General features: G+C 38.7%; 24 protein-coding genes. 17 read left to right on the plus strand and 7 right to left on the minus strand.

The window, feature by feature from the left end; translation table 11 throughout:
• From IV514_RS12910 to IV514_RS12920, 3 genes are all read left to right on the plus strand, one after another.
• On the plus strand, positions 1 to 549 hold the full coding sequence (locus tag IV514_RS12910; RefSeq protein WP_206485676.1) for a DUF1415 domain-containing protein: 549 nt from the start codon (positions 1 to 3) through the stop codon (positions 547 to 549).
• 104 nt (positions 550 to 653) lie between these two features.
• The gene (locus IV514_RS12915) at positions 654 to 1,436 is read left to right on the plus strand and encodes a hypothetical protein (protein WP_206485677.1); all 783 of its coding nucleotides are present in this window, start codon (positions 654 to 656) and stop codon (positions 1,434 to 1,436) included.
• A 20-nt stretch (positions 1,437 to 1,456) separates the two neighbouring features.
• Entirely contained in the window at positions 1,457 to 2,284 is an 828-nt protein-coding gene (locus IV514_RS12920; RefSeq protein ID WP_206485678.1) for a glucosaminidase domain-containing protein, read from the plus strand.
• Between the two features lie 29 nt (positions 2,285 to 2,313).
• On the opposite strand, the gene IV514_RS12925 is transcribed toward IV514_RS12920, so the two are convergent.
• The 5 genes from IV514_RS12925 to IV514_RS12945 all read right to left on the minus strand — a co-directional run bounded on the left by IV514_RS12925 (position 2,314) and on the right by IV514_RS12945 (position 7,181).
• The gene (locus IV514_RS12925; RefSeq protein WP_206485679.1) at positions 2,314 to 3,606 is read right to left on the minus strand and encodes an NCS2 family permease; all 1,293 of its coding nucleotides are present in this window, start codon (positions 3,604 to 3,606) and stop codon (positions 2,314 to 2,316) included.
• Between the two features lie 26 nt (positions 3,607 to 3,632).
• The gene (ttcA, locus tag IV514_RS12930; RefSeq protein WP_206485680.1) at positions 3,633 to 4,565 is read right to left on the minus strand and encodes a tRNA 2-thiocytidine(32) synthetase TtcA; all 933 of its coding nucleotides are present in this window, start codon (positions 4,563 to 4,565) and stop codon (positions 3,633 to 3,635) included.
• Between the two features lie 108 nt (positions 4,566 to 4,673).
• Positions 4,674 to 5,603 (minus strand): universal stress protein UspE, encoded by a 930-nt coding sequence (gene uspE, locus IV514_RS12935; RefSeq protein WP_206485681.1) that lies wholly within the window; start codon positions 5,601 to 5,603, stop codon positions 4,674 to 4,676.
• Between the two features lie 144 nt (positions 5,604 to 5,747).
• Positions 5,748 to 6,467, minus strand: coding sequence for a fumarate/nitrate reduction transcriptional regulator Fnr (gene fnr, locus IV514_RS12940; protein WP_206485682.1), 720 nt, complete (start codon positions 6,465 to 6,467; stop codon positions 5,748 to 5,750).
• Between the two features lie 45 nt (positions 6,468 to 6,512).
• Entirely contained in the window at positions 6,513 to 7,181 is a 669-nt protein-coding gene (locus tag IV514_RS12945; protein WP_206485683.1) for a sulfite exporter TauE/SafE family protein, read from the minus strand.
• Between the two features lie 250 nt (positions 7,182 to 7,431).
• Here IV514_RS12945 and IV514_RS17545 point away from each other — a divergent pair, with 250 nt between their 5' ends.
• The 10 genes from IV514_RS17545 to IV514_RS12995 are packed head-to-tail and all read left to right on the plus strand — an operon-like array spanning position 7,432 to position 15,552.
• The gene (locus tag IV514_RS17545; protein ID WP_206485684.1) at positions 7,432 to 7,791 is read left to right on the plus strand and encodes a cytochrome c; all 360 of its coding nucleotides are present in this window, start codon (positions 7,432 to 7,434) and stop codon (positions 7,789 to 7,791) included.
• Positions 7,778 to 9,019 (plus strand): cytochrome D1 domain-containing protein, encoded by a 1,242-nt coding sequence (locus IV514_RS12955; protein ID WP_277601507.1) that lies wholly within the window; start codon positions 7,778 to 7,780, stop codon positions 9,017 to 9,019. Before IV514_RS17545 ends, IV514_RS12955 begins: the two co-directional genes overlap by 14 nt.
• 2 nt (positions 9,020 to 9,021) lie before the next feature.
• Positions 9,022 to 9,507, plus strand: a complete 486-nt coding sequence (locus IV514_RS12960; RefSeq protein WP_206485685.1) for an Lrp/AsnC family transcriptional regulator — start codon at positions 9,022 to 9,024, stop codon at positions 9,505 to 9,507.
• Between the two features lie 3 nt (positions 9,508 to 9,510).
• Entirely contained in the window at positions 9,511 to 10,101 is a 591-nt protein-coding gene (locus IV514_RS12965; protein WP_206485686.1) for an Lrp/AsnC family transcriptional regulator, read from the plus strand.
• Positions 10,094 to 10,564: an Lrp/AsnC family transcriptional regulator gene (locus tag IV514_RS12970; protein ID WP_206485687.1), complete on the plus strand. Its 471-nt coding sequence runs from the start codon at positions 10,094 to 10,096 to the stop codon at positions 10,562 to 10,564. Before IV514_RS12965 ends, IV514_RS12970 begins: the two co-directional genes overlap by 8 nt.
• A complete protein-coding gene (locus IV514_RS12975) occupies positions 10,539 to 11,090 on the plus strand; it encodes an Lrp/AsnC family transcriptional regulator (protein ID WP_206485688.1) in 552 nt (183 codons plus the stop codon). Before IV514_RS12970 ends, IV514_RS12975 begins: the two co-directional genes overlap by 26 nt.
• Before the next feature lie 14 nt (positions 11,091 to 11,104).
• Positions 11,105 to 12,307, plus strand: a complete 1,203-nt coding sequence (gene nirJ / locus IV514_RS12980; protein ID WP_206485689.1) for a heme d1 biosynthesis radical SAM protein NirJ — start codon at positions 11,105 to 11,107, stop codon at positions 12,305 to 12,307.
• A 42-nt stretch (positions 12,308 to 12,349) separates the two neighbouring features.
• Complete coding sequence (gene cobA, locus IV514_RS12985) at positions 12,350 to 13,213, plus strand: uroporphyrinogen-III C-methyltransferase (RefSeq protein ID WP_206485690.1); 864 nt, start codon at positions 12,350 to 12,352, stop codon at positions 13,211 to 13,213.
• A gap of 28 nt (positions 13,214 to 13,241) precedes the next feature.
• Positions 13,242 to 14,870 carry a nitrite reductase gene (locus IV514_RS12990; RefSeq protein ID WP_206485691.1) on the plus strand — a complete coding sequence of 543 codons (1,629 nt, stop codon included), beginning with the start codon at positions 13,242 to 13,244 and terminating at the stop codon, positions 14,868 to 14,870.
• 46 nt (positions 14,871 to 14,916) lie between these two features.
• Positions 14,917 to 15,552, plus strand: coding sequence for a DsbA family protein (locus IV514_RS12995; RefSeq protein ID WP_206485692.1), 636 nt, complete (start codon positions 14,917 to 14,919; stop codon positions 15,550 to 15,552).
• 66 nt (positions 15,553 to 15,618) lie between these two features.
• Here IV514_RS12995 and IV514_RS13000 read toward each other — a convergent pair whose 3' ends face one another.
• Positions 15,619 to 16,665 carry a succinylglutamate desuccinylase/aspartoacylase family protein gene (locus IV514_RS13000; RefSeq protein WP_206485693.1) on the minus strand — a complete coding sequence of 349 codons (1,047 nt, stop codon included), beginning with the start codon at positions 16,663 to 16,665 and terminating at the stop codon, positions 15,619 to 15,621.
• Positions 16,662 to 18,122, minus strand: a complete 1,461-nt coding sequence (locus IV514_RS13005; RefSeq protein WP_206485694.1) for a glutamate-cysteine ligase family protein — start codon at positions 18,120 to 18,122, stop codon at positions 16,662 to 16,664. Before IV514_RS13005 ends, IV514_RS13000 begins: the two co-directional genes overlap by 4 nt.
• Before the next feature lie 121 nt (positions 18,123 to 18,243).
• On the opposite strand from IV514_RS13005, the gene IV514_RS13010 reads away from it, so the two are divergent.
• The 4 genes from IV514_RS13010 (at position 18,244) to IV514_RS13025 (ending at position 22,692) form a co-directional block, all read left to right on the plus strand.
• Positions 18,244 to 19,167 carry a MoxR family ATPase gene (locus IV514_RS13010; RefSeq protein ID WP_206485695.1) on the plus strand — a complete coding sequence of 308 codons (924 nt, stop codon included), beginning with the start codon at positions 18,244 to 18,246 and terminating at the stop codon, positions 19,165 to 19,167.
• Between the two features lie 11 nt (positions 19,168 to 19,178).
• Positions 19,179 to 20,150, plus strand: a complete 972-nt coding sequence (locus tag IV514_RS17715) for a DUF58 domain-containing protein (RefSeq protein ID WP_206485696.1) — start codon at positions 19,179 to 19,181, stop codon at positions 20,148 to 20,150.
• A complete protein-coding gene (locus IV514_RS13020; protein ID WP_206485697.1) occupies positions 20,140 to 22,191 on the plus strand; it encodes a DUF3488 and transglutaminase-like domain-containing protein in 2,052 nt (683 codons plus the stop codon). Before IV514_RS17715 ends, IV514_RS13020 begins: the two co-directional genes overlap by 11 nt.
• Before the next feature lie 174 nt (positions 22,192 to 22,365).
• Positions 22,366 to 22,692, plus strand: coding sequence for a hypothetical protein (locus tag IV514_RS13025; RefSeq protein WP_206485698.1), 327 nt, complete (start codon positions 22,366 to 22,368; stop codon positions 22,690 to 22,692).
• Positions 22,693 to 22,767 lie beyond the last annotated feature (75 nt).

A 22,767-nucleotide genomic window follows, 5' to 3' on the forward strand; every position in this document is an offset into this window, starting at 1 on the left:
ATGACAACACTACATCCTGCAATAGTTAAGACTCAGCAATGGTTAGAGCAAGTGATCATCGGACTAAATTTTTGCCCCTTTGCTAAAAAAGAGTTTGTTAACAACACGATTCATTATTATGTGTGTCCGCAAGCTCGATTAGAAAGTGCATTAGCTGAATTTGCAGAGCAATTACATTATTTAGATCAGCATCCGGAAGTTGAGACTACGCTATTTATTTGTAGTTTAGGGTTTAGAGAATTTACTCACTATTTAGATTTGGTTGATTATGCTAACGAATTGCTTGTGGAACTCGGCTTCGAAGGTGTCTTTCAAATCGCAAGTTTTCATCCCGATTATGTTTTTGAGGGGGAAGCGCCTGATGATGCGTCAAATTACACTAATCGTTCTCCGTTGCCTACACTCCATTTGATCCGTGAACAAAGTATGGCAAGAGTGCTGTCTGTTTATCCAGATCCTGAGTTGATCCCTGAGCAGAATATTGCTCTAGCACGCGAAAAAGGCTCGCGATATTTTAGCCAAATTCTAAAGCGCATTCATCGACGCTAATTTCTTTTTATTCGCTGGTAAATTTTCGGTATAATAAGGCTTTTGTCATTTTATTAAGTTGAAATGGCAGTCATTAACAGTTGTTTGGCAAATAAGGTCATTAAGTGGAAGAGCATTCATTTTTACAGGTTGGCGGAAGTGTTGATAAAGCGTTAAAAGGGGAATATTCCATTAATGTTAAGCAAGTCTTTCAAGAAGCATGGCGCAATACCAATAAATCACGAATATCGATTAACTTAGGGCTACTGTTTACTTTATTTGTTGGGGTACTAGTGACATTAATTGTTAGTAGTTACATGGGAGGAGTTGAAGCGGTATTTAAAGATCAGCAAGCCAGTGCATTACTTAATATTCTTGTTACTTTGATCGTTTATCCTTTTCTCGTTGGTGTTGAGATGATGGGCATATTTCATGCGGTAGGTCTTAAATCAGATGCAAAATTGGTCTTTGCGTTCTTAAAGCGTGGTAGTTGGGTCGCTATCGCTGCCTTACTTTCATCCACATTAGTCACCATAGGATTATCGCTATTTTATCTACCAGGGATTTATTTAGCGGTGGCGTTATCGCTGGTGTTACCACTCGTAGTTGAAAAGCGCTTATCACCAATTAAAGCGATCATGTTGTCGATTCAAGCAACTCGTTTTCAATGGTTTGCCATTTTCTTAATTTATTTACTATTGTTTGGTGCATTAGTAGCAGCAGTGTTACCTTTGGTTTTACTGGCTAAATCTAGTATGGCAATAGTTGGCGGCGTGTTTACTTTATTCGCGTTAACATATTTAGCGCCGATGTTTTATAATGTTAAAGGCATTTTATATCGAGAGATATTTGGGATGCAATTACAATTAAATGCTAAAACTGGCTCAGATAGTACCTTTTCAGCTTAGCAATAAAAGAAGGAAAATGTATGTATAAATCTTGGATCATTAAAGCTAGCCTATTAAGTTTATTCGTTATCGCATTGATTGTGCCCTTATTTAATGACTACTCCGATGCACTTAAAACCGGTGATGATAAAGATGGGGTATCGGTAATTAAAAAGGTTAAAGAGATCCCGCTTCATAACGTCAATTTACCTGAATTTTCACAGATCAGAGATGTTAAAGAAAAGAAAAAACAGTTCTTTGCATTTTTAACGCCGGCAATTATTAATGAAAATAAACGCATTAGTCAGCTAAGACAACAGGTATTAGTGATACAAGAGAAATTGTCTTCTCAGCAAGCATTGAGCTCTCAGGAGAGCCAGCTTGTCCAAGCATTAACAACAAAATACCGAGTTAAGCATGAGTTAAAACCTATTGATAAAGTTGCTGAATTAGTTCGTCGAGTGGATGTTGTGCCTCAGGCGTTAGTATTAGTACAAGCAGCCAATGAGTCTGCTTGGGGGACTTCTCGATTTGCCCGTATCGGCTTAAACTTTTTTGGCATCTGGTGTTTTAAAAAAGGATGCGGCATGGTGCCTAATGGTCGAGATGAAGGACTAAAGCATGAGGTAGCAGCTTTTCAGTCGGTAGAAAATGCCGTACAACATTACCTTTTTAATATTAACACTAACAGTGCCTATCATGTTTTTCGTACTATTCGGGAGCAATTACGCCAACAAAATAAACCTTTATCGCCACAGATTTTAGCAACAGGCTTATTACCTTATTCAGAGCGTGGAACCGATTACGTCTTGGAAATTAGTGATATGATCCGTCATAACCAACACTACTTTACCGACTATAGCGAGTAGTGATAAATAAGTGCTGGTTATAAGCGTGTTTAGCCTAAAAAGATCACTTTAGCTAAAAATACCAAAGCTAAAACGACCACACTGGCATTTAGCTCTTTGATTTGTCCGCTGAATAATCGCACGGCAACATAACTGATAAAGCCAAAAGTAATGCCATGAGCAATTGAGAAGGTGAGTGGCATTGTGATACAAATAATGGCTACCGGTACTGCATCCGATAAGTTATCCCATTTAACGTTTACCAATCCAGCTAACATTAACACTGCAACGTAAAATAACGGACCTGCAGTTGCATAAGCGGGCACCATGCCTGCTAGTGGAGAAAAGAATAAAGCTAGCAAGAACAATGCGCCGACAATGACGGCAGTTAATCCCGTTCGTCCACCAGCAGCTACACCGGCAGTGCTCTCAACATAACTGGTTGTTGTTGAAGTGCCAAGCATACTTCCTGCAACTGTTGCTGAGGAATCAGCTAATAGGGCTTTGCCTAATCGAGGCAGTTTATTGTTTTTATCAAGTAACTGGCCTTTTTGAGCAACCGCGATTAATGTGCCTGAAGTGTCGAACAAATCAACGAACAAGAAAGCAAAGATAACACTGATCATTCCTACCTCAAAAGCACCGGTAATATCTAACTGCATTAACGTAGGTGATAGCGAAGGAGGAGGGGCAATCAAGCCTTGATACTCAACCTTGCCCACTAGTACTGCAATCAAGGTTATGAGTAAAATAGCTAACATTACGGCACCATTAATGCCTTTATTTACTAGTCCTACAATGATAAATAAACCAAGTGCTGCCATGGTAGCTTCAAACGAGGTGATCGCGCCTAAAGAAACTAAGGTGGCAGGGTTATCAATAATAATTCCTGAATTTTTCAATGCGATAAAAGCGAGAAATAAACCAATACCGGCAGCAATACCAAAGCGCAAGGCATGAGGGATAGAGTTTATGATCCACTCCCTTAATTTAAATAAGCTTAGTAAGGTAAAGATAACGCCAGAAATAAAGACTCCACCAAGCGCAACTTGCCAGCTGTAACCCATTTCAAGTACGACTGTATAGGTAAAAAATGCGTTTAATCCCATGCCTGGAGCAAGTGCTATCGGATAGTTAGCAAAGAACCCCATAATAAAACAACCTAAGGCAGCTGCCAGGCAAGTAGCGACAAATACTGCACCTTGATCCATTCCTGCATCAGCTAGCATGGCAGGATTTACGAATATGATGTATGCCATGGTTAAAAAGGTGGTGATACCAGCAATAGCTTCTTGTTTGACTGTCGTGTTATGAGCACGCAGCGCGAATATTTTTTCAATCATGATAAGGTATTTAATGTTTGTAAAAGTTATTTAATTTCGACAATTTCAAGTTGTTGGTTTGTATCAATTGCAACCTGATTTGCCTGCTCCATAGTGAAATGTTCTGTTTGATCAAAGGCAAGGTCACCGCCATCAATAATGCCTGAATTTGATGTTATACCCTTAAAATCAAAAAGTTGGTCGTCACATAAATGGGACGGTACGACGTTTTGCATGGCGGTAAACATAGATTCGATACGGCCAGGAAATTTTTCGTGCCAGTTATTGAGCATTTGTTTGATGTTTTGGCGTTGTAAATTAGGCTGCGAACCGCAAAGGTTACAAGGAATAATGGGAAATTGTTTTAATTGTCCATATTGAATTAACTCAGCTTCTTTACAGAATGCTAAAGGACGGATCACCACATGCTCACCATTATCGGAAACTAATTTAGCTGGCATAGCTTTCAACTTACCGCCATAGAACATATTGAGCATCATAGTTTCGATCATGTCATCACGATGATGGCCTAACGCAATTTTAGTGGCATTGAGTTCTTTTGCTGCTTTGTATAGCACTGCACGGCGTAAACGAGAACATAAACTACAGGTTGTTTTACCTTCTGGAATTTTGTCTTTGACAATCGCGTAAGTATCTTCTTCAATAATTTTATATTCAATATTAAGCGATTGTAGATAATTTGGCAGTACTTCTTCCGGAAAGCCAGGTTGTTTTTGATCAAGATTGACAGCGATGATATCAAAGTTGATTGGTGCAGATTCCTTTAAAATCATAAGGATAGATAGTAACGCGTAACTATCTTTTCCGCCAGATAGACACACCATGACTCTGTCGCCGTCTTCGATCATGTTATATTTTGCAATGGCTTGACCAACATGGCGTCTAAGTCTTTTTTCAAGCTTAGTTAACTGGGTAATTTGCGTTGGTGTTAGCGGGGAGTTATGTACGGTTTGGACCATTTCAGCGCTCATTTAATTCAAAATCATTATTCGGCGCGTATTATAAACAAACTGAGCATTAAGTAACATGATTTGGCTCAGTTTGTTTATAAGTTAGTTTAGCTTAGCTTAACTTTCCATAGGGGATACATAACCATCAGGTTTAAGTGCAAGCACGTCACAATTTAAACGATCGATAACATGCTCGGCGGTATTACCAATTAATGCAGCAGAAAGACCAGTTCGGCCAACAGTACCTAAAATCACTAACTCAGCATCAAGTTCATTAGATACTTTTTCTAGTACATCTTCAGGTAAACCTTCTTCTACATGGGTGTGCTCTGTGCCGATAGAGTATTGCTGAGCATGCTCTGCCATTGCTGTTTTATGGTGATTGAACATGGACTCAGTATATTCACTGGCATTAAATTCAGGAATTTCTATGGCGATATTGACGGGGGTACCTGGGAATGAATTGACTAAGTGTACATTGGCTAAAATTAATTTTGATAAGTTAATTGCTTCTTCGGTAATTTTTGTATTCAGTGATTGATGCTCTTCTTCATCACTGCCAACGTTTAAAGCCGCTACTATGTTGCCATTGATTGGCCATGAATGCTCTTTGACTAATAGTACAGGGCAGGGACATTTTCTCAAAATATGCCAATCAGTAGGCGTAAAAATAACGGATTTCAACTTATCGTGTTGGTGAGTACCTTTAATCACTATGTCATAACCATGTTTGAGTACTTGTTCAATCACTGGCTCGAACGGACGATTGTGCCAAATAACTTTGCTATCTATAGTAATGTCTTTATGCTCTATTGTTGCAATAATGTCATTTAACCATTGAATGCGATCATTGATCAGTGACTGACGCATTGCCTCGCGTTCATCACTTGATAGCATAGTGGTCATTTCATAGGAAAAGTCATAAATAGATAAAAATGCTGTAATAACAGCGCCTGTCTTTTGTGCTAATTCTACCGCGCGTTTAAGTGCTTTCTGGTCGTCTGTCGTTGGATCAATTACCACTAAGATCTTTTGATACTTTTCCATAACCTGCTCCATTGAATTAATTGCTAACTGTTAGTATAGCGACAAAATTTTAATATTGTGTGTTAATACTTTGTTTTAAATCAAGGAGTAGTAAAAGTAAAGTGCACTGTGGCGATAGATTTTGGGGGAGGGGGAATGTGCTACTTAAAGCGCAGCACATTCATTCAATTTATCCATATCTAAAATAGTAATGAGTTTACCATCAACCTGAATGACGCCGCTCTTATGAAAGCGATTTAATAAGCGACTGATTGTCTCAACAGTTAAGCCGATATAATTGCCAATATCACTGCGAGTCATCGTAAGTCTGAATTCTTTTGGTGATAAACCTCGCGCTTGATAACGCACACTTAACGCACTGATAAAAGTCGCTAATCGCTGCTCAGCATTCTTACGGTTTAATAAGGTTAACATCTCTTGGTCTGTTTTAATTTCTGAACTCATCATGCGTAGAATTTGCTTTTTGAGTTTAGGCATTGTATTTGATAGTGAATCTAACGTGTTATAAGGGATTTCACATACCATAGACGTTTCTAATGCTTTTGCAAAACTTGGGTGTTCGGTAGTCGCAATTGCATCAAAACCAAGTAAATCACCTGCGAGATGAAAACCGGTGATTTGTTCTTCTCCACTTTCATTAACGGTAAAGGTTTTAAATGTACCGGAACGGATGGCATATAAAGACTGCATCTTTTGCCCATCTTGAAATAACTCTTCACCTTTATGAATAGGGCGTTTACGATCAATTATTTGATCGAGCGTCTCTAATTCACGATCATTTAATGAGAAAGGTAAACACAACTCACTGATGCTACAGTTTTGACAGTGAATATGTTGTTGAGTCGAACATTGATTTTTATACATAAAATCCTTAATCATTTATATTTGATTTCAATCAAAACTATCTTATTAAAATAGGGTAGAATATGCAATGTTTAATGTAAAAATCCCATAGCAAATAAGTCCAATTGCCACTCCTTTTTTGAAGTACAGATTTTTTAATAACTGCTGGGCTTTAAGCACGCCAAACGAAACAAAAAGTAACGCGGGCAAGGTCCCTAAGCCAAAAAACATCATTATCAGTGCTCCTTGCATCGTATCACCACTTGCCAATGACCAGGTAAGGGTTGAGTAAACTAAACCGCAAGGTAACCATCCCCAGATCGCGCCCATTAATAATGATTTACTGAGAGAATTAATAGGTAACAGCTTCTTACTTAGCGGTGCGATATATTGCCATAGAAATTTGCCTAACTTTTCAATTTTTGTTAGCCCCATAAACCACTGTCCGATATAAAGACCAAGCAAAATAAGAAAGAAACCCGCAATGAATTTTAGACCTGCTATCGGTAGACCAATATTTTTCGCCGCAAGTGAACCACTAAACCCAGCGATAGCCCCTATGATTGAATAAGAAAAGATACGGCCAAAATGATAGCTAAAAATGTAGAGTGGTATATGGCGCACATTTTTAGCCAGTGATGTGGTGAACATAGTATTAATGCCACCACACATGCCGATACAATGCCCAGAACCCATGATTCCGATAACGAATGCGGAAAAGTAATCTATTTCCATTTTGTTGCGAAGTTTTTGATTTATGGCACAAATGATATCACGCTGCTGTCATTTTCTAGATAATTATTTCAGTTTTTTATTGATAAAAAGATTCAATGAAATAATCAGCAAAAATGCAGCAAATGTGATTTAAATCAATAAATTTATTCCGTCAATGTTCAAACCATGATCTTCAACAACAAATTGAGTCACTAGATTCGCTACATTAGCTACCAAGTTATTACTTAATCGTAACAAAGGTATTTGCCCCGTGAATGTTGATATAAAAACGCTTTTACAATTAACAGCAACACTGAGCTTTATTGGTATGTCATACCAAGTTAATGCCCAAAACACTGCATCAAATATTAGTGAACAACGTCAACAGCAGTTGCTTCACTTAGTGAAGCAAGATTGTGGTTCCTGTCATGGTATGACATTAAAAGGAGGCTTAGGACCAGCATTAACGAAACAGGCATTAAAAGATAAACCGTTACTTTTGCTGAAAAATACGATTATTCATGGACGACCTGGCACGGCGATGCCGCCATGGAACAAAATTATTAATGAACAAGAAGCTTTGTGGATCAGCGAGCAGCTAATGCAAGGAATAAAAGATGAGAAAAAATAAGTTTTCAGTATTGTTATCTACCACAATATTAAGTGTTTCGATGCTCACCTCATGTAGCCAAACACCCATAGATAATCGCCAAGAACAAGTCCATCAATTACGTGCTACGGGAGATATGGGAGTGATTATTGAACGGGCAACTGGGCAAGTTCAAATTGTAGAGCACAGCGATAAAACTTTAATTAAGCAACTAGATGGTTTAGGTGATTTATCTCATGCCTCAATCGTTTTTTCGCGAGATGAACGGTTTGCTTACGTTTTTGGGCGTGATGGTGGTTTAACGAAAGTTGATTTACTCAAAGAGCAAATAGATAAACGTATTATTCAATCTGGCAACAGCATTGGTGGCGCTATTAGTCAAGATGGCAAGTTAGTAGCGGTGTCAAATTATACCCCAGGTGGTGTGAAAGTTTTCGACAGTGAAACGTTAGAGTTAGTCGCTGATATAAAAGCAACTGTTGTACCGAGTAAAGGTAAAACTAAAGATGGACAACCTTATCGCTCTAAGGTCGTTGGCTTGGTTGATGCCCCTGGAAATAAGTTTGTTTTCAGTTTATTCGACAGCCATGAAACTTGGGTCGCTGATTTCTCTGAAGCTAAGATGCAATTAACAAAATTCAAAGATATAGGATTATTTCCTTATGACGCGTTAATCAGCCCAAATGGTCGTTATTACATCGCCGGCTTATTTGGTCAAGATGGTATGGCACTGTTAGATTTATGGCATTTGGAAAAAGGTACACGTCTTATTTTATCAGATTATGGCAAAGGCGATAAAAAACTACCGGTCTATAAAATGCCGCACCTCGAAGGTTGGGCAATGGCTGGTGATTACGCATTTGTCCCAGCTGTAGGGCAACATAAAGTGTTAGTTGTCGATACTGCGACATGGCAAAAAGTGGCAGAGATCCCCGCTCATAGTCAACCTGTGTTTGTGATGGCACAACCTGATAATCGTCAAATTTGGGTTAATTTTGCTTTTCCAGACAACAACACGATTCAAGTATTTAACACGGAAACTTTTGAGTTAGTTAACACCTTAACGCCTGGGCCTGCGGTATTACATATGGAGTTCACTCCTAGAGGAGAGCACGTTTGGATGTCTGTCAGAGATAATAATGAAGTGCATATTTATGACACTAAGACACAAACATTACAGAAAAAACTGCCATTAGCGAGTCCTAGCGGTATCTTTTTCACTAATCGTGCTCATCAAATAGGCTTGTGATCATGAGTGAATTTACCTTAACTCGCTTGCAACAACAGATCATTAACCGTTATCAGAAAGGTTTTCCACTAGTTGCACAGCCTTACAAAGCCATTGCAAAGGAACTTGCAGTCACAGAGCAACAGGTGCTATTAGCCATAGAATCATTAGATCAACATGGCGCTTTGTCTCGTGTTGGTGCGGTGTTTGATCACAAAAAAGCAGGTGCTAGTACCCTTGCTGCCATGGCGGTTTCTCCTCAGCAACTGGATAAGGTTGCTGCCATTGTTAATCAGTTTGAGCAAGTCAATCATAACTATGAGCGTGAGCACGAATATAATTTGTGGTTTGTGGTTACCGCCAGCGACTCTGATGCTCTTGAGCAAGTTTTACAAGAGATTGAATTACTCACTGGTCTATCAATTTTAGTGCTGCCGATGGAAGCTTCTTATCATATCGATTTAGGGTTTAATATCGATTTTTCTTCTTCAACGGTAACGGAGCATTAAGCTATGTCATTATCAATCGAAGTTGCAGTGAGCAAGGGGCAATCACATCACGATTTTTCATGCTCGTTATTATCTAAAGCACAACAATCTCAGTTACGAGGACTACTTGAAAAAGGCTTACCGACTACCAGTCAGCCTTATCAACACTTGGCTGAACAAATTAGTAACGTGAATAATCCTGTTAATGAAAACATGGTGATAGAGCAAATAAGTCTGTGGCAAGAGCAAGGTTTGATCCGCCGTTTTGGTTTAGTCGTAAAACACCGAAAACTTGGCTTTAATGCAAATGCCATGGTGGTGTGGAATATCCCTGATGAGCAAGTTGATATGGTAGCTAAAGCGTTATCACAGTGTCAGGAAGTATCACTTTGTTACCGCAGACCAAGACGCCTACCAGATTGGCCATATAACCTATTTTGTATGATACATGGCACAGAGAGAGAGGTTGTCTTACAACAAATTGATGGTATTACAAACGGCTTATCATTATCACATATTGAAAAAAACGTACTTTTTAGCACTCGTGCCTTTAAACAACAAGGCGCACGTTATGGTAAGCAGCATAATATAGTACAGCGGGGCAGCAATGAATAAAACACAAGTCGTGCCTGAATTATCGTCACTCGAACGGGCATTAATCAATGTTTTGCAACATGGTTTGCCTGTGTGCGAAAAACCATTTGAGCAAGTCGCTGAGCAAGTAGGCAGTGATGAACAAACCGTTATTAGCACATTAAATCAATTGCTAGAGCAGAAAGTATTAACACGCTTTGGCCCTATGTATGACGCAGCATGTTTAGGTGGTGCTTTTACGTTGGCGGCTTTGAGTGTACCAGACGATAAATTTGAGCAAGTCACTGAGCAAGTTAATAGTTTTGAGCAAATTGCTCATAACTATAAACGAGATCATGATTACAATATGTGGTTTGTTATTGCCACAGAATCTCAACAAGAAATTGAACAAGTCGTCAAAGCGATAGAAGCTAAAACAGGCTTTTCAGTGTTAAATGTACCAAAATTGGAGGAGTTTTATGTCGGTCTCTACCTCCCAGTCTAAGGAGTTAACCCCCTTAGAGAGACAATATATTTTGTTAACACAAAATGGTCTACCAATCGTCGAAAAACCCTATCATTGGCTTGCTGAGCAATTGGATTTAACGGTGGAACAAACACTTGCAATGACAGAGTCATTTAAAGAAAGAGGCATCATCAGACGCATTGCTGCTGTGCCAAATCACTATAAATTAGGCTATCAATTTAATGGCATGACGGTATGGGACATTAGCGATGAACATGCTTCAGAATTTGGTCGCTTAGTAGGTCAATTACCTTTTGTCAGTCATTGTTATTTAAGGCCACGTCATCTTCCTAGCTGGAATTATAATCTGTTCGCTATGGTGCATGGTACAACACAAGATGAAATACAAAAATATCGAAGCCAGATCAAAGATTTATTACAAGATGTGCTAGTTGAACGCTCGAGTAATGATGCAAATCAAGGTAATACGCTTAGGTCTAATGATATGTTAACCAGTAGCAAAATTTTGAAAAAGACCGGATTGCGTCTTAAACAAAAACAATAGAGGTTGAGCACATTATGTTTAGAATTTCACAGTTATTAAAAACCTTTCATGATGATTTGCCGCCTAATAAAGCGCGAAAAATGCCTGGGCCTGTAGTTATTTGGAATTTAATTCGTCGTTGTAATTTACGTTGCAAACATTGCTATTCCACCTCGCTTGATATGGATTTTAAAGACGAGCTTAATACTGAACAAATTAAAGCTACCATTGATGATTTAGAAGTGGCAAAAGTGCCAGTGTTGATTTTGTCAGGTGGCGAACCATTGCTTCGTCCAGATATTTTCGAGATAACGGCCTATGCTAAGGCGAAAGGTTTTTATGTGGCATTGTCCACTAACGGCACACTTATCGATGAATCGAATATTGAGCAAATTAAGCAAGCGGATTATCAATATGTCGGCATAAGTATTGATGGTTTAGAAGCATTTCATGATGAGTTTCGTCAGCAAAAAGGTAGCTTTAAAACTTCAATGCACGCGATTAAATTATGTAAAGAAGCTGGGATAAAAGTTGGTATGCGCTTATGTCTGACGCGCGAAAATTTTGATGACCTCCCTGCAATGCTTGATTTAATGGAAGAATATCAAGTGGATAAGTTTTACTTATCACACCTTAACTATTCTGGCCGTGGTAAACGAAATGCTCAACAAGATGCCATGTTTAGAATGACTAAAGAAGCGATGGCATTATTATTTGAGCGTGCTTATTCGCACATCGAACAAGGAATTGATACCGACTTTGTTACCGGTAATAACGATGCCGATGGTGTGTTTTTACTGAAATGGGTGACAGAAAAATTTGGCAATCAATATCCAGAGCGTATTAAAAACCTCCATCAACGATTGATTAACTGGGGCGGCAATGCCAGTGGTGTTAATGTCGCGAATATTGATAACACAGGCACGATTCACCCCGATACTTATTGGTGGAACCACCCGATAGGTAATGTGAAACAGCAAAAGTTTTCAGATGTGTGGAAAAATACACAAGATCCTCTGATGTTAGGTTTTAGAGAAACGCCAAGACCGGTGAAGGGGCGTTGTGCTAAATGCCAATATTTGAATATTTGCGGTGGCAATACCCGTACCCGTGCATTTGCTCAAACTGGAGATGCTTGGTCAGAAGATCCAGGGTGTTATTTAGATGATGATGAAATAGGCATTAGTCATTTAGTGGATAATGAGCTGAGTGCTCGTATTCCAGCAGTAGAAATTTAATTAATTAGTGATGCCGATGTAACGGCACAATAGGTGTACAAGATGACCTCAATCAATATGGCAAATTCAGCAGCGTCAATTAAATCATATGGTAAATCACATCTTAATGCTGGCGAAGTTGCGTTAGTCGGCTCAGGACCAGGTGATGCTGAGTTATTAACTATTAGAGCAATGCGCTTTATTGAACAAGCCGATGTTGCTGTTTATGATCGCTTAGTGAGCGAAGAAATTCTGGCTTTGTTACCAGAAGACTGCCAGCGCTTTTATGTTGGTAAAGAACAGGCGAAACATTGTGTACCACAAGATCAAATTAACCAATGTTTAGTGGATTTTGCTCAGCAAGGTAAACGGGTTTTACGCCTAAAAGGGGGAGATCCTTTTATTTTTGGTCGAGGTGGTGAAGAGGCTGAATTTTTATTACAACATGGCATCAGTTGTCACATTTGCCCAGGGATCACCGCCGCTTCAGGTTGTACAACTTATGCTGGTATACCTTTAACTCATCGCGGCGTTGCACAAGGTTGCACATTTATTACCGGTCATATTCAAAATAATGATCAATTAAATTTACCTTGGCAAAGTTTAGTGAGTCCGAGTCAAACGGTAGTTTTTTATATGGGCATTAACACCTTACCTAAGATCACCGAACAGTTAATTAAACATGGCCGAAGTGCAGAAACTCCGGCGGCATTAATCAGAAAAGGGACACAACCTGAACAAAAAACCTATCGTGGTACCATTGGTAATTTGGCTGAGTTAGTCGAAAAACATCAGATCACACCGCCAACATTAATTGTTATTGGTGAAGTGGTTAATCAGCTAACCGAGCAACATTTAAAAACACCTGGCTTTTTAGATGCTGCAGACTATCAAGCAGTGAATACGCTGTCGGTAAAATCCGCTTAATTTTTTGTTTTAAGGTGTTGGAGTTGTTATGAATACAGCCTTTGTTGCTACATCATCAAATCAGCGAGTTTTATCTGGGGTGAAAACACTGTTAAGTGCGTTTACTATCGCTTTTGCATGCGCCAGTAGTGTAGATGCAAAACAAGCAGATCAAACGGCTGAAAAATTATATGAAAAACATTGTCAATCTTGTCATGGTGTTGGCCGTTTAGGGGCAATGGGTCCCGCGTTATTTCCCGAAAATTTATCACGGCTTAGAAAGAAAAAGGCAGTTAAAGTGATAGAAAATGGTCGCTTAGCGACACAAATGCCAGCGTTCGGTAAGCAATTAACTAAGGATGAAGTTTCAAGCTTAGTAGACTATATCTACACTCCTGCAAAAGAAACACCTAAATGGACACTGGCTGATATAAAAGCGACCAATATTCAACATTTTGATCAATCTAAATTAGGCGATAAACCGGTATTTGATGCTGATCTAATGAATTTATTTATTGTTGTTGAGTTAGGGGACCACTCTGCCACTTTGTTAAATGGTGATACTTTTGAGCCGATCACGCGTTTTAAAACACGATTTGCGTTACACGGTGGCCCTAAGTATTCACCAGATGGTCGTTATGTTTACTTTGCTTCTCGCGATGGTTGGATCAGTAAATACGACATTTATAATATGAAAATTGTCTCTGAGGTCAGAGCGGGCATCAATACGCGAAACCTAGCGGTGTCGTCTGACGGTAAATACGCCATTGTCGGTAATTACCTGCCACACAATGTGGTGATATTAGATACTAAAGATTTATCACCAATAAAAATGATCGAAACAAAAGATGAAGAAGGTAATTCATCTCGTGTTAGCGCCGTATATAACGCACCGCCACGTTATAGTTTTATTGTTGCATTAAAAGATGCCAAAGAAGTTTGGGAGATCCCATATAGTGATAAAGGTGGTGTAGAAGTCTATAAAGGCTGGGCTCATGATTATCGAAAAGATAGCGGTGAAGGAAAAGTTGAGAACTGGAAAGTAACCAATGCTTTTCCGATCAGACGGATAAAAACAGAAGATTATTTAGATGACTTCTTTTTTGATCCGGAATACATCAATTTAATTGGTGCTTCTCGTGATAGTCATAATGGTCAGGTTATCAATCTTGATGCTAAGAAGAAAGTTGCAACGATAGAAATGGCGGGCATGCCTCATTTGGGATCCGGTATTACTTGGGATTATCAAGGTAAAACAGTCTTCGCTTCACCGAATATCAAAGATGGACGCGTATCTGTGATTGATATGGATTCGTGGAAAGTGATCAAAGAGATCAAAACTGAAGGGCCGGGTTTCTTTATGCGTAGCCATAGTAAGTCACCTTATGCATGGGTTGATGTATTTTTTGGTCCAAATAAAGAAAAAGTGCATGTCATTAAAAAAGACACGCTTGAAATTGTTAAAACACTCTCGCCAGCGCCGGGGAAAACTGCGGCACATGTTGAATTTACTAAAGATGGTCAATATGTATTATTAAGTATTTGGGATAATGACGGTGCAGTTATTGTTTATGATGCTAATACCTTAGAAGAGATAAAACGTTTGCCGATGAAGAAACCTTCTGGTAAATATAACGTTTTTAATAAAATTAACTATGAGCGTGGTACGAGTCACTGATGATATTGTCGGTTAGCTTGACTGCCATGAATTAGCTGAGAGCACGATGAGTCATCCTATTTCTATCGATTATTATAGCGACCTACTGTGCATTTGGGCATGGGTCGCTCAACCACACCTTGAGCATCTCGAAAGTAAATACGGCAATCGTATTCAACTAAACCATCATTATATTGATTTATTCGGCAATACTAGTCATAGAATGGCAGAACAATGGCTCGAAAGAGGAGGATATGATGGTTTTGCTAAGCATGTGCAACATGTCGCTTTTTCACATGATATGCCAATACATTCCCAACTATGGCAGCAGGTAAAACCAACGACTTCGGCCAATGCTCATATGGTCATTAAAGTGATTGAATCATTACATGGTAAAGCTCAAGCGGCTGAAATTGCGGCTTGCTTTCGTCATGCTTTTTTTCAGCAAGCGAAAGATATTAGTAGCTTGAATGAGCTTATGTCGATCGTAGATGATAAGAATTTAGACGCAACATCAGTGTCAAACGCAATTAAAGACGGTAAAGCAATAGCAAGATTAATGACTGACTATCAACAGGCAAAATCTCTTGGCTTACAGGGTAGCCCAACATTTATTCTTGATGGCGGACGGCAAATGCTCTACGGCAATATCACCATAGAGACCTTATGTGCCAATATTGATGTTCATTTATCAAATTGTTAGTTGAATGATACGATAAGATTAAAAAAATAGGCAGGTATTAACTTGCCTATTTTTTTAAGTATAATTTTATAGAGGTTCTGCGCTAGGAAGTTGTACGATATAAAATAAGCAATCACTTAATGCGATATTTTTATCGGTTGTTGCCATAAATATGCGCATATTGGTGCGACAGACTAACTGGCTATCTCGTACCGTGAAGTATCGTTCAATAACGTTTTCATTAACATCATTGATCAACTCTAAATTTTCTAAGCCGTGCTCATCTAACCAACCGAGTAATTGTCCTTGACGCGCACCACCAAAATTAAACTGTTCGATTCTTGAGGTTAATGTAACGCCATAATATCCTTCATTATGTGTGCTATAGGATAAACTGCGATGAGGCTTCACTTTTAATCGTAACGGTTTATACACCACATCGACTTGTTTTTGTTGATGGCAATTGCTCAAACAAGGGCACTTCGCTATTTTAGTAATACCAGAAAAGGCAACTTCATGTGCTTGTTCATCGTTAGTACCACCGCATTCGATGGTAATTGTTGGACAACCAAAGTCTTGCTCCATTAGAGCACCCAGTTTGATATTTGATAAAATGATAAAATCACAAAAAAATGAGGTTAAGGTCAAACTTTCAGCAGAGATAAGAGGAGAAACAGCAAATGCAGGACCAGAGCCCGAGGTATTGTGTAAATCAATAACGGCTTCTGGGTTTACATCTCTAATTGCCTGCTCGATTAAATTCGCTCTTTGGTAATATTCATGATCATGTGATGAGCCAAAACAACGATTCAAATCCATACCTCCATCTAAATAGCGATGGGTTAGTAATGGTGAAGCATTGGCTGCTTCAACAGAAGCAATGATGAATCTGAGGTTAGTTTCAGGCTGACCTTCAGGAAACTCAGTGGTTAACCAACGATGAATAGCAATTAACCCAGAAGGTTCATTACCATGTAATAAGGTTATTATTACGCGACAACGATCTGGTTGTTTACCTTTAATATCGATGACTGTCGGCACAGCAAGTGATAATAAAAATTGCTGAGAATCCGCTTTTAAGGTGATCTCATCAGGATCGGTTAAATACTCTATGTCGTTAAAGTCTATATTCATAATTGATCCCATGTCGCTACTGGTTGGCAAGTACGACAATTTTTTAAATAACGAAGAACAAGCGCTTGACAGGCTTGCTCTTTATTCATGTTTTTTTCGAGTGCTTTTAATGTTTGCTTTTGCCAAACAGCGCCAGTTAACTGTTTCGTTAAACGTTGTTCGATAATATTCAGATAATAACTAGCTTCGTTTGAACAAATATTGAGAGAGATCAAACCTTGATGAGCGACAGGTAATAATTTTGAAATTACTTGTTTTATATCAATTTCTTGTGGCTGATATTTATTTTTGGCCGGCCATAGAATTTTAGCGTCAAGACCATGTTGGGCCGAACGATAGAAGTTATATTCAGCGAATTTAAATGGCATAAAGGTGATCAATTCATCTATGTTTTTTGCCATACCAGTAGCTAAACCAATCGCAAATGCCGCATTAGCCACCATATCAATACTAGTGGGGCCGGCAGGGATAGCTCTAAACTCTAAGCGAATATGTCCGTTACCAGCAGAATTATAGACGGGACGATGCCAAGGCCAGATAGTACCTAAATGAAAGCACAATTCTGGTAGTTCATTTTCGTGTTCAGCCTGTTTAACGATGGGTAATAACGGTGGATACAAGGCGACTGCTTCGGCAAACAGTTCCCAAATACTATTTCTCACCCAACCCTGTCCAAAATTGACACGGGTAGGTTGTTGCCATTGAAATTGACCTCTGAGGCGAATATCAAGTGCTTGCTTAAATAGCGCTATACGAGTCTCATCCCATAATGACTTACCCAGAAAAATAGGTGAGTTCGCACCAATAGCGGTGACAAAAGGTAAGGTTAATTGTGCTGCATTGTAGATATTGACTAATTGATCTGGCGCTGTCATTAAATGCACTTGAAATGACGTGTTTGCCCCTTCGGCACTGATATCGGAAAAATTGACAGACAGTGCTTCATCGCCGTTGATGTTGATATTAAAATCTTGTCCTCGCTGTTGGTAAATGTGATCTGCTAAACACGAGTAACGGGCGATATTTGTCATACATTGCGCAGTTAAATCTTCTTGAACTAATGTGGGTAAAATACCAATGGGTACAATATTGGTTTGTTGATCAAGCGCAACTTGTTCGAGAATGGCGGTTTTTTGTCTAATTTCATCTAATAATTGAGTGAAAGGTGTCCCTTGTTGAAGGATCGCCGTTAAATTTAATTCTAAATTATATTGATTAAGCTCTGGTTGATACTGAGGGTCATCAAGCGCTGAAAGTAATAATTGATTTGTTAACTTGACTTTGCCTTCGTCATCAATCAAGTACATTTCTAATTCAGCACCAAGCTTTAATGGTTCTTGGCCAAATGTAGGCGCTGCGATGATCGATTTTAATTGTTCAAGCTGCTGAAAAAGGTTGGTTTGAAATTGCGCATAATCTTTCTCAGAAAATTTTGTCTGATCAATATTTTGCCCCATAACCACTTTCCATTTTGTGTACTTAGATTGAGCATGGCATACTCAATTTAAGTTGGTGTTGATTAAGGTCAATAAATTTTGATTATTATATCAACAGTAGGTACAAAGAGGTGCTGAATTTATGCAACAACAAATAGAACAAGTATTGCAGCAAATTAATGCGATTGTCATCGGTAAAGAGCAACAAGTGAAACTGGCCATTGCATGTTTATTAGCAAAAGGGCATTTATTGATTGAAGATCTCCCAGGTATGGGGAAAACCACCTTAGCTCATGTGCTGTCAGCGTCTTTAGGCTTAAGTTACCAGCGGGTGCAATTTACCAGTGACTTATTACCTTCCGATGTCATAGGTGTCTCTATCTTCGATCAAAATAGCCAAAGTTTTACTCTTCATAAAGGGCCACTATTTAATCAAGTGGTGCTTGCTGATGAAATCAATCGTGCCAGCCCAAAAACTCAGAGTGCGTTATTAGAGGCAATGGAAGGACATCAAATTAGTATTGATGGTCAAACAATAGAGTTGCCACAGCCATTTTTTGTCATTGCTACACAAAACCCCATGTTTCATGCGGGTACGTATCCGTTACCAGAGTCACAGCTTGACCGCTTTATGATGAAAATATCGCTTGGATTTCCTGATGTTGCGGCTGAGAAGCGCATCCTCTTGAGTACGGGGGATTTGCAAGGACTTGATAAACTATCTGCCTCGATAAATATTGATCAATTGATTGAAATTCAAAAGCAAGTCGCCAAGGTTCATGTCGCTGAACCGATATTAGAATATATTATTGCGTTATTTCAATTAACGCGAAATGCAGATAGTAATGTAAATCCACTTTCTCCTCGGGCAGGTAAGTCATTAATCGCCGCTGCACGTGCTTGGGCGTATATTGAACATAGAGATCACGTTTTACCTGATGATATTAAAAGTGTCTTTTGTGCGGTTTGTGAGCATAGAATTTCCGGTACTGGATTAGCGCAACAAAGTAGCGAACCTTTAAGTCAACAGCTATTAAAGCAGGTTGATAGTGCAAGCCCTTTATAGGGAATTTTTTCGTGATCTTAACGATTAAAAAGGCTATCAAGCAGCGAATTAGCAATAGCGTTGACCATTGGTTAAGTAAACGTATGCCTTGCCAAGAGCAGCATCAGTTAACTCGTAATAATGTTTTTATCTTGCCAAGTCGATTTGGCTTAGTGTTTTTAATGTTTATTGTCTTGTTGTTTTTACTCGGGACGAATTACCAGAATAACTTGATCTTATTAATGAGTTATTTGTTTATTAGCGTGTTTATTACCACCATGCTTTATAGTTTTTTTAACTTACGTGGTATTAAAGTCGCCGCTAAAGGTGAATATCTTGGTTTTGTTGAGCAAACAATCAATATTCCAGTGACATTATTGTCTGAACAGCCGCGTGTTAATATCAATCTGTTTTTTTACCCATCAGATAGCTGCCTTCAATCACAGTTTGCTCAGCAGATTACTGTTAATGTGCCGGTTAAATTTGATAAACGAGGCGTTTATCAATTACCTCGTCTTACTTTAGAAAGTTATTTCATGTTTGGCTTGTTTCGCTGTTGGACACATCTAGCTTTTGATGTTCAAGTGTATGTTGGCCCTAAACCATTAGCTTGTTCACTCAATTCAATTGCTAATCAGCCAGCCAATGATAGTGAAGTAGGTAATGAAAGTAATGCTATTGCTAGCGATAATTTTTATGAACTGAATAACTACCGAGTAGGTGAACCCTTAAGTCAGGTAGCATGGAAGCAATTAGCAAAAACAGGCCATTGGTATAGTAAATCGTATCAGTCAACAAATAGCGAGCAAGTGATCCTGTCTTTATCTGCGATGCCGAGTAGTCAAATTGAGCATAAACTAGCGCAATTATGCTTTATGATCCTTGAATATCAAAAAGCTGCGATAGATTATGGGATAGAGATAGATCAGCGGGTAACGCCTCCTGATCATAGTCATCACCATTACTTGAATTGTTTGAAACAGGTGGCAAGTTATGGCGGCTAATCTTCAATTTAACATTTTGGCTAATAGCAACCGAAAAAATTCAAGCTCATTTCAATTGTCGCCTAATATTCGTTTACTATTAATCATTTCACAAGTGGCTAATATTTTACCCTTGGTCAAAGAGCTTGCTGTTTGGTTTATCGCCATTGCTAGCCTGTGTGTGATATTCCAGCTGACCATTCATCTAAATCTGATCAAGCAGCCATCGAGAATAGGCAAGTCAATTGTCGCTATTTTAGGCTGTGCTTTATTAGTGGTAACAGGGCGTGAACTTGGCTTGTTGCTTGGTATGATCCATTTGTTATGTTTAGCCTATTTACTCAAGCCACTGGAAATTCGTAATCAAATGGATTTTTACCAATTGATTATTTTAGGTTTGTTACTACTTGCTTGTAGTTTTATTTTTCAACAATCCTTGTATTTTACCTTGCCGGTTTTATTGTTGGTGATCGCTAATTTTTGCCTGTTACTTCGTTATGCTACTCCTCAGGAGAAGTGGCAGTTTCAAGTTAACTTAACGACAAAAATAGTATTGCAGAGCCTGCCGTTAACCGTGATGTTATTTGTTATTTTTCCAAAGATAGCGCCATTTTGGCAGATGCCAACAGCGAAAAGTAGCGAAACGGGGTTAAGTGATAGCGTGAAAGTAGGCGATATTGCGCAACTCGCCTTGTCAAACCAATTGGCATTTCGAGTAGAGTTTGACCAGCAGGTACCTGTATATCAACAAATGTATTGGCGTGCGCTAACCTTGTCAGACTTTGATGGGAGACAATGGACACGGCGCAATATCCCATTTAGCCAGCAAACTGTTATTGACCAACAAGCATTACTAGCACTGTCACAAAAAGCCTCAGGAATTTCATATCAAGTCATTGCTGAGCCGAGTTATCAGTATTGGCTATTTGCGTTGGATATTGGCGTTATTAAAGACAAAAAGGCAGGACTTAATATTGCTCAGTTACAAGATTATAGTTTGCTCGCTCAACGTAAAATCAGCCAGCCAGTATCTTATCAAGTCACTAGTTATACTCAGCAGCCATTAAATCTAGAACGGCTGGATATCAAACAATATACTCAAATTAATCAGCTTGATAACCCTCAATTAGCACAATATGCACAAACATTGAAAGCGAATTATCCAAGTGATAATGTCGCCATAATACAGGCGGTATTAGATAATTTTAGGGAACAAAATTACCGTTATACTCTCACGCCGCCAGTATTAACAAACAATAGCTTAGATGAGTTTTTCTTTGAGACTCAGGCAGGTTTTTGTGAGCATTATGCCAGTAGTTTTACTTATTTAATGCGCTCGGCCGGGATCCCTGCACGTATCGTGTTGGGTTATTTAGGTGGCGAATATAATCAGCAGGGTAATTACTACAGTGTTTATCAGCGCGACGCCCATGCATGGACAGAAGTGTGGCTTGATGGGCAAGGTTGGCTACGTATAGATCCAACATCCGCGGTAGATCCGAGCAGAATTGAAAGGGGATTTTCTGAACAGTTGATGCTTGAGCAACAACAGTTAACGGCAGAGTTTAATTTAAACAATGTGTTTAATCGTGCTTGGTTGCTTCAAATACAAATGCGGCTAGATGCTATTGATTTTCAATGGACCAAACTGGTGATTAATTTTTCCCAAGACAGCCAGCAAAAATTGTTATCTGATTGGTTTGGTCAATATTTTAATATGACAGCTATTTTGGTGATTATAGGAGGGGTAAGTTTTATAGTTATTGCCATCGTTTTGTTAAATATCGCTGCTAAACGTCCTCAAAAGCGTACCATTTGGCTAACACTTTATCTACAAGCACATCACTATTTAGACAAGCTTGGCTTAGGGCGTAATAATGATATGTCCGATCAGCAATTTATCCGTTTGCTTGAAAAAAACAATGTGGAATTGGCAGTTATATATAAAGCGTTTATCTTTAACTTCAATCGCTTACACTATAGTTCACTGGAAAGTTCGGCCAAAAAGATATTAATCGCTAGGATGAAAGAACAATTGATAAAAATAAAGAAGATGGTTTGAATTAACGGTGTTTTTATAACAAAAAGATCTACAATTTATATTTACCTTTAAAACTATCAACTTAGTTCATCTTGTTGTCAATATATTAACAAATCACACATGAGCGCAATTTGATCCTCGGCTATTTAATGGCTAAATTCTAAGTAAGGGAATGAATGAGTAAAGAGGTTTCGTATGCATTATCAATCAGAAAGTAGTATGCAACTTGATATGGTGCGCGTGGTTGCGGTGTTATCCTATTTAACCATTGTTGGTTGGTTAATTGCCGCATTGATGTATGGCAATCAATCATCCTCTTTTATTCGCTATCACTTGCGTCAATCACTTGGCTTAACCATTACTGCAGCATTATTAGTCTTTATTCCTCTTATTGGCTGGCTGTTATTTGCTTTTATATTATTGGCATGGTTGGTTAGCGTGATTTGTGCCGCCTTAGGTTTAAAAAATGTGATCCCTGTTGTCGGTGATTATTATCAAATCCATTTAGATTTTATTAAATAAGCTATTGCTTAATTGTTGGTCTAAATGAAGTTAAAATCCTATTTTTATGAGTAATTTACTAGTGATCTTTACTGT

Source organism: Thalassotalea sp. G2M2-11 (assembly GCF_017168195.1).
Classification (GTDB): Bacteria; Pseudomonadota; Gammaproteobacteria; order Enterobacterales; family Alteromonadaceae; genus Thalassotalea_E.

What these genes read in the sequence shown, in the direction of transcription:
- IV514_RS12945 (WP_206485683.1), bottom strand. Translation starts at nt 7,181, where the DNA reads ATGGAAATAGATTACTTTTCCGCATTCGTTATCGGAATCATGGGTTCT.
- IV514_RS12975 (WP_206485688.1), top strand. Translation starts at nt 10,539, where the DNA reads ATGTCGGTCTCTACCTCCCAGTCTAAGGAGTTAACCCCCTTAGAGAGA.
- IV514_RS13000 (WP_206485693.1), bottom strand. Translation starts at nt 16,665, where the DNA reads ATGAATATAGACTTTAACGACATAGAGTATTTAACCGATCCTGATGAG.
- IV514_RS13020 (WP_206485697.1), top strand. Translation starts at nt 20,140, where the DNA reads ATGGCGGCTAATCTTCAATTTAACATTTTGGCTAATAGCAACCGAAAA.
- IV514_RS12955 (WP_277601507.1), top strand. Translation starts at nt 7,778, where the DNA reads ATGAGAAAAAATAAGTTTTCAGTATTGTTATCTACCACAATATTAAGT.
- IV514_RS12965 (WP_206485686.1), top strand. Translation starts at nt 9,511, where the DNA reads ATGTCATTATCAATCGAAGTTGCAGTGAGCAAGGGGCAATCACATCAC.
- IV514_RS12970 (WP_206485687.1), top strand. Translation starts at nt 10,094, where the DNA reads ATGAATAAAACACAAGTCGTGCCTGAATTATCGTCACTCGAACGGGCA.
- IV514_RS12990 (WP_206485691.1), top strand. Translation starts at nt 13,242, where the DNA reads ATGAATACAGCCTTTGTTGCTACATCATCAAATCAGCGAGTTTTATCT.
- IV514_RS13025 (WP_206485698.1), top strand. Translation starts at nt 22,366, where the DNA reads ATGCATTATCAATCAGAAAGTAGTATGCAACTTGATATGGTGCGCGTG.
- IV514_RS12925 (WP_206485679.1), bottom strand. Translation starts at nt 3,606, where the DNA reads ATGATTGAAAAAATATTCGCGCTGCGTGCTCATAACACGACAGTCAAA.
- uspE (WP_206485681.1), bottom strand. Translation starts at nt 5,603, where the DNA reads ATGGAAAAGTATCAAAAGATCTTAGTGGTAATTGATCCAACGACAGAC.
- IV514_RS13005 (WP_206485694.1), bottom strand. Translation starts at nt 18,122, where the DNA reads ATGGGGCAAAATATTGATCAGACAAAATTTTCTGAGAAAGATTATGCG.
- ttcA (WP_206485680.1), bottom strand. Translation starts at nt 4,565, where the DNA reads ATGGTCCAAACCGTACATAACTCCCCGCTAACACCAACGCAAATTACC.
- IV514_RS12960 (WP_206485685.1), top strand. Translation starts at nt 9,022, where the DNA reads ATGAGTGAATTTACCTTAACTCGCTTGCAACAACAGATCATTAACCGT.
- IV514_RS13010 (WP_206485695.1), top strand. Translation starts at nt 18,244, where the DNA reads ATGCAACAACAAATAGAACAAGTATTGCAGCAAATTAATGCGATTGTC.
- fnr (WP_206485682.1), bottom strand. Translation starts at nt 6,467, where the DNA reads ATGTATAAAAATCAATGTTCGACTCAACAACATATTCACTGTCAAAAC.
- IV514_RS12910 (WP_206485676.1), top strand. Translation starts at nt 1, where the DNA reads ATGACAACACTACATCCTGCAATAGTTAAGACTCAGCAATGGTTAGAG.
- cobA (WP_206485690.1), top strand. Translation starts at nt 12,350, where the DNA reads ATGACCTCAATCAATATGGCAAATTCAGCAGCGTCAATTAAATCATAT.
- nirJ (WP_206485689.1), top strand. Translation starts at nt 11,105, where the DNA reads ATGTTTAGAATTTCACAGTTATTAAAAACCTTTCATGATGATTTGCCG.
- IV514_RS12995 (WP_206485692.1), top strand. Translation starts at nt 14,917, where the DNA reads ATGAGTCATCCTATTTCTATCGATTATTATAGCGACCTACTGTGCATT.
- IV514_RS12920 (WP_206485678.1), top strand. Translation starts at nt 1,457, where the DNA reads ATGTATAAATCTTGGATCATTAAAGCTAGCCTATTAAGTTTATTCGTT.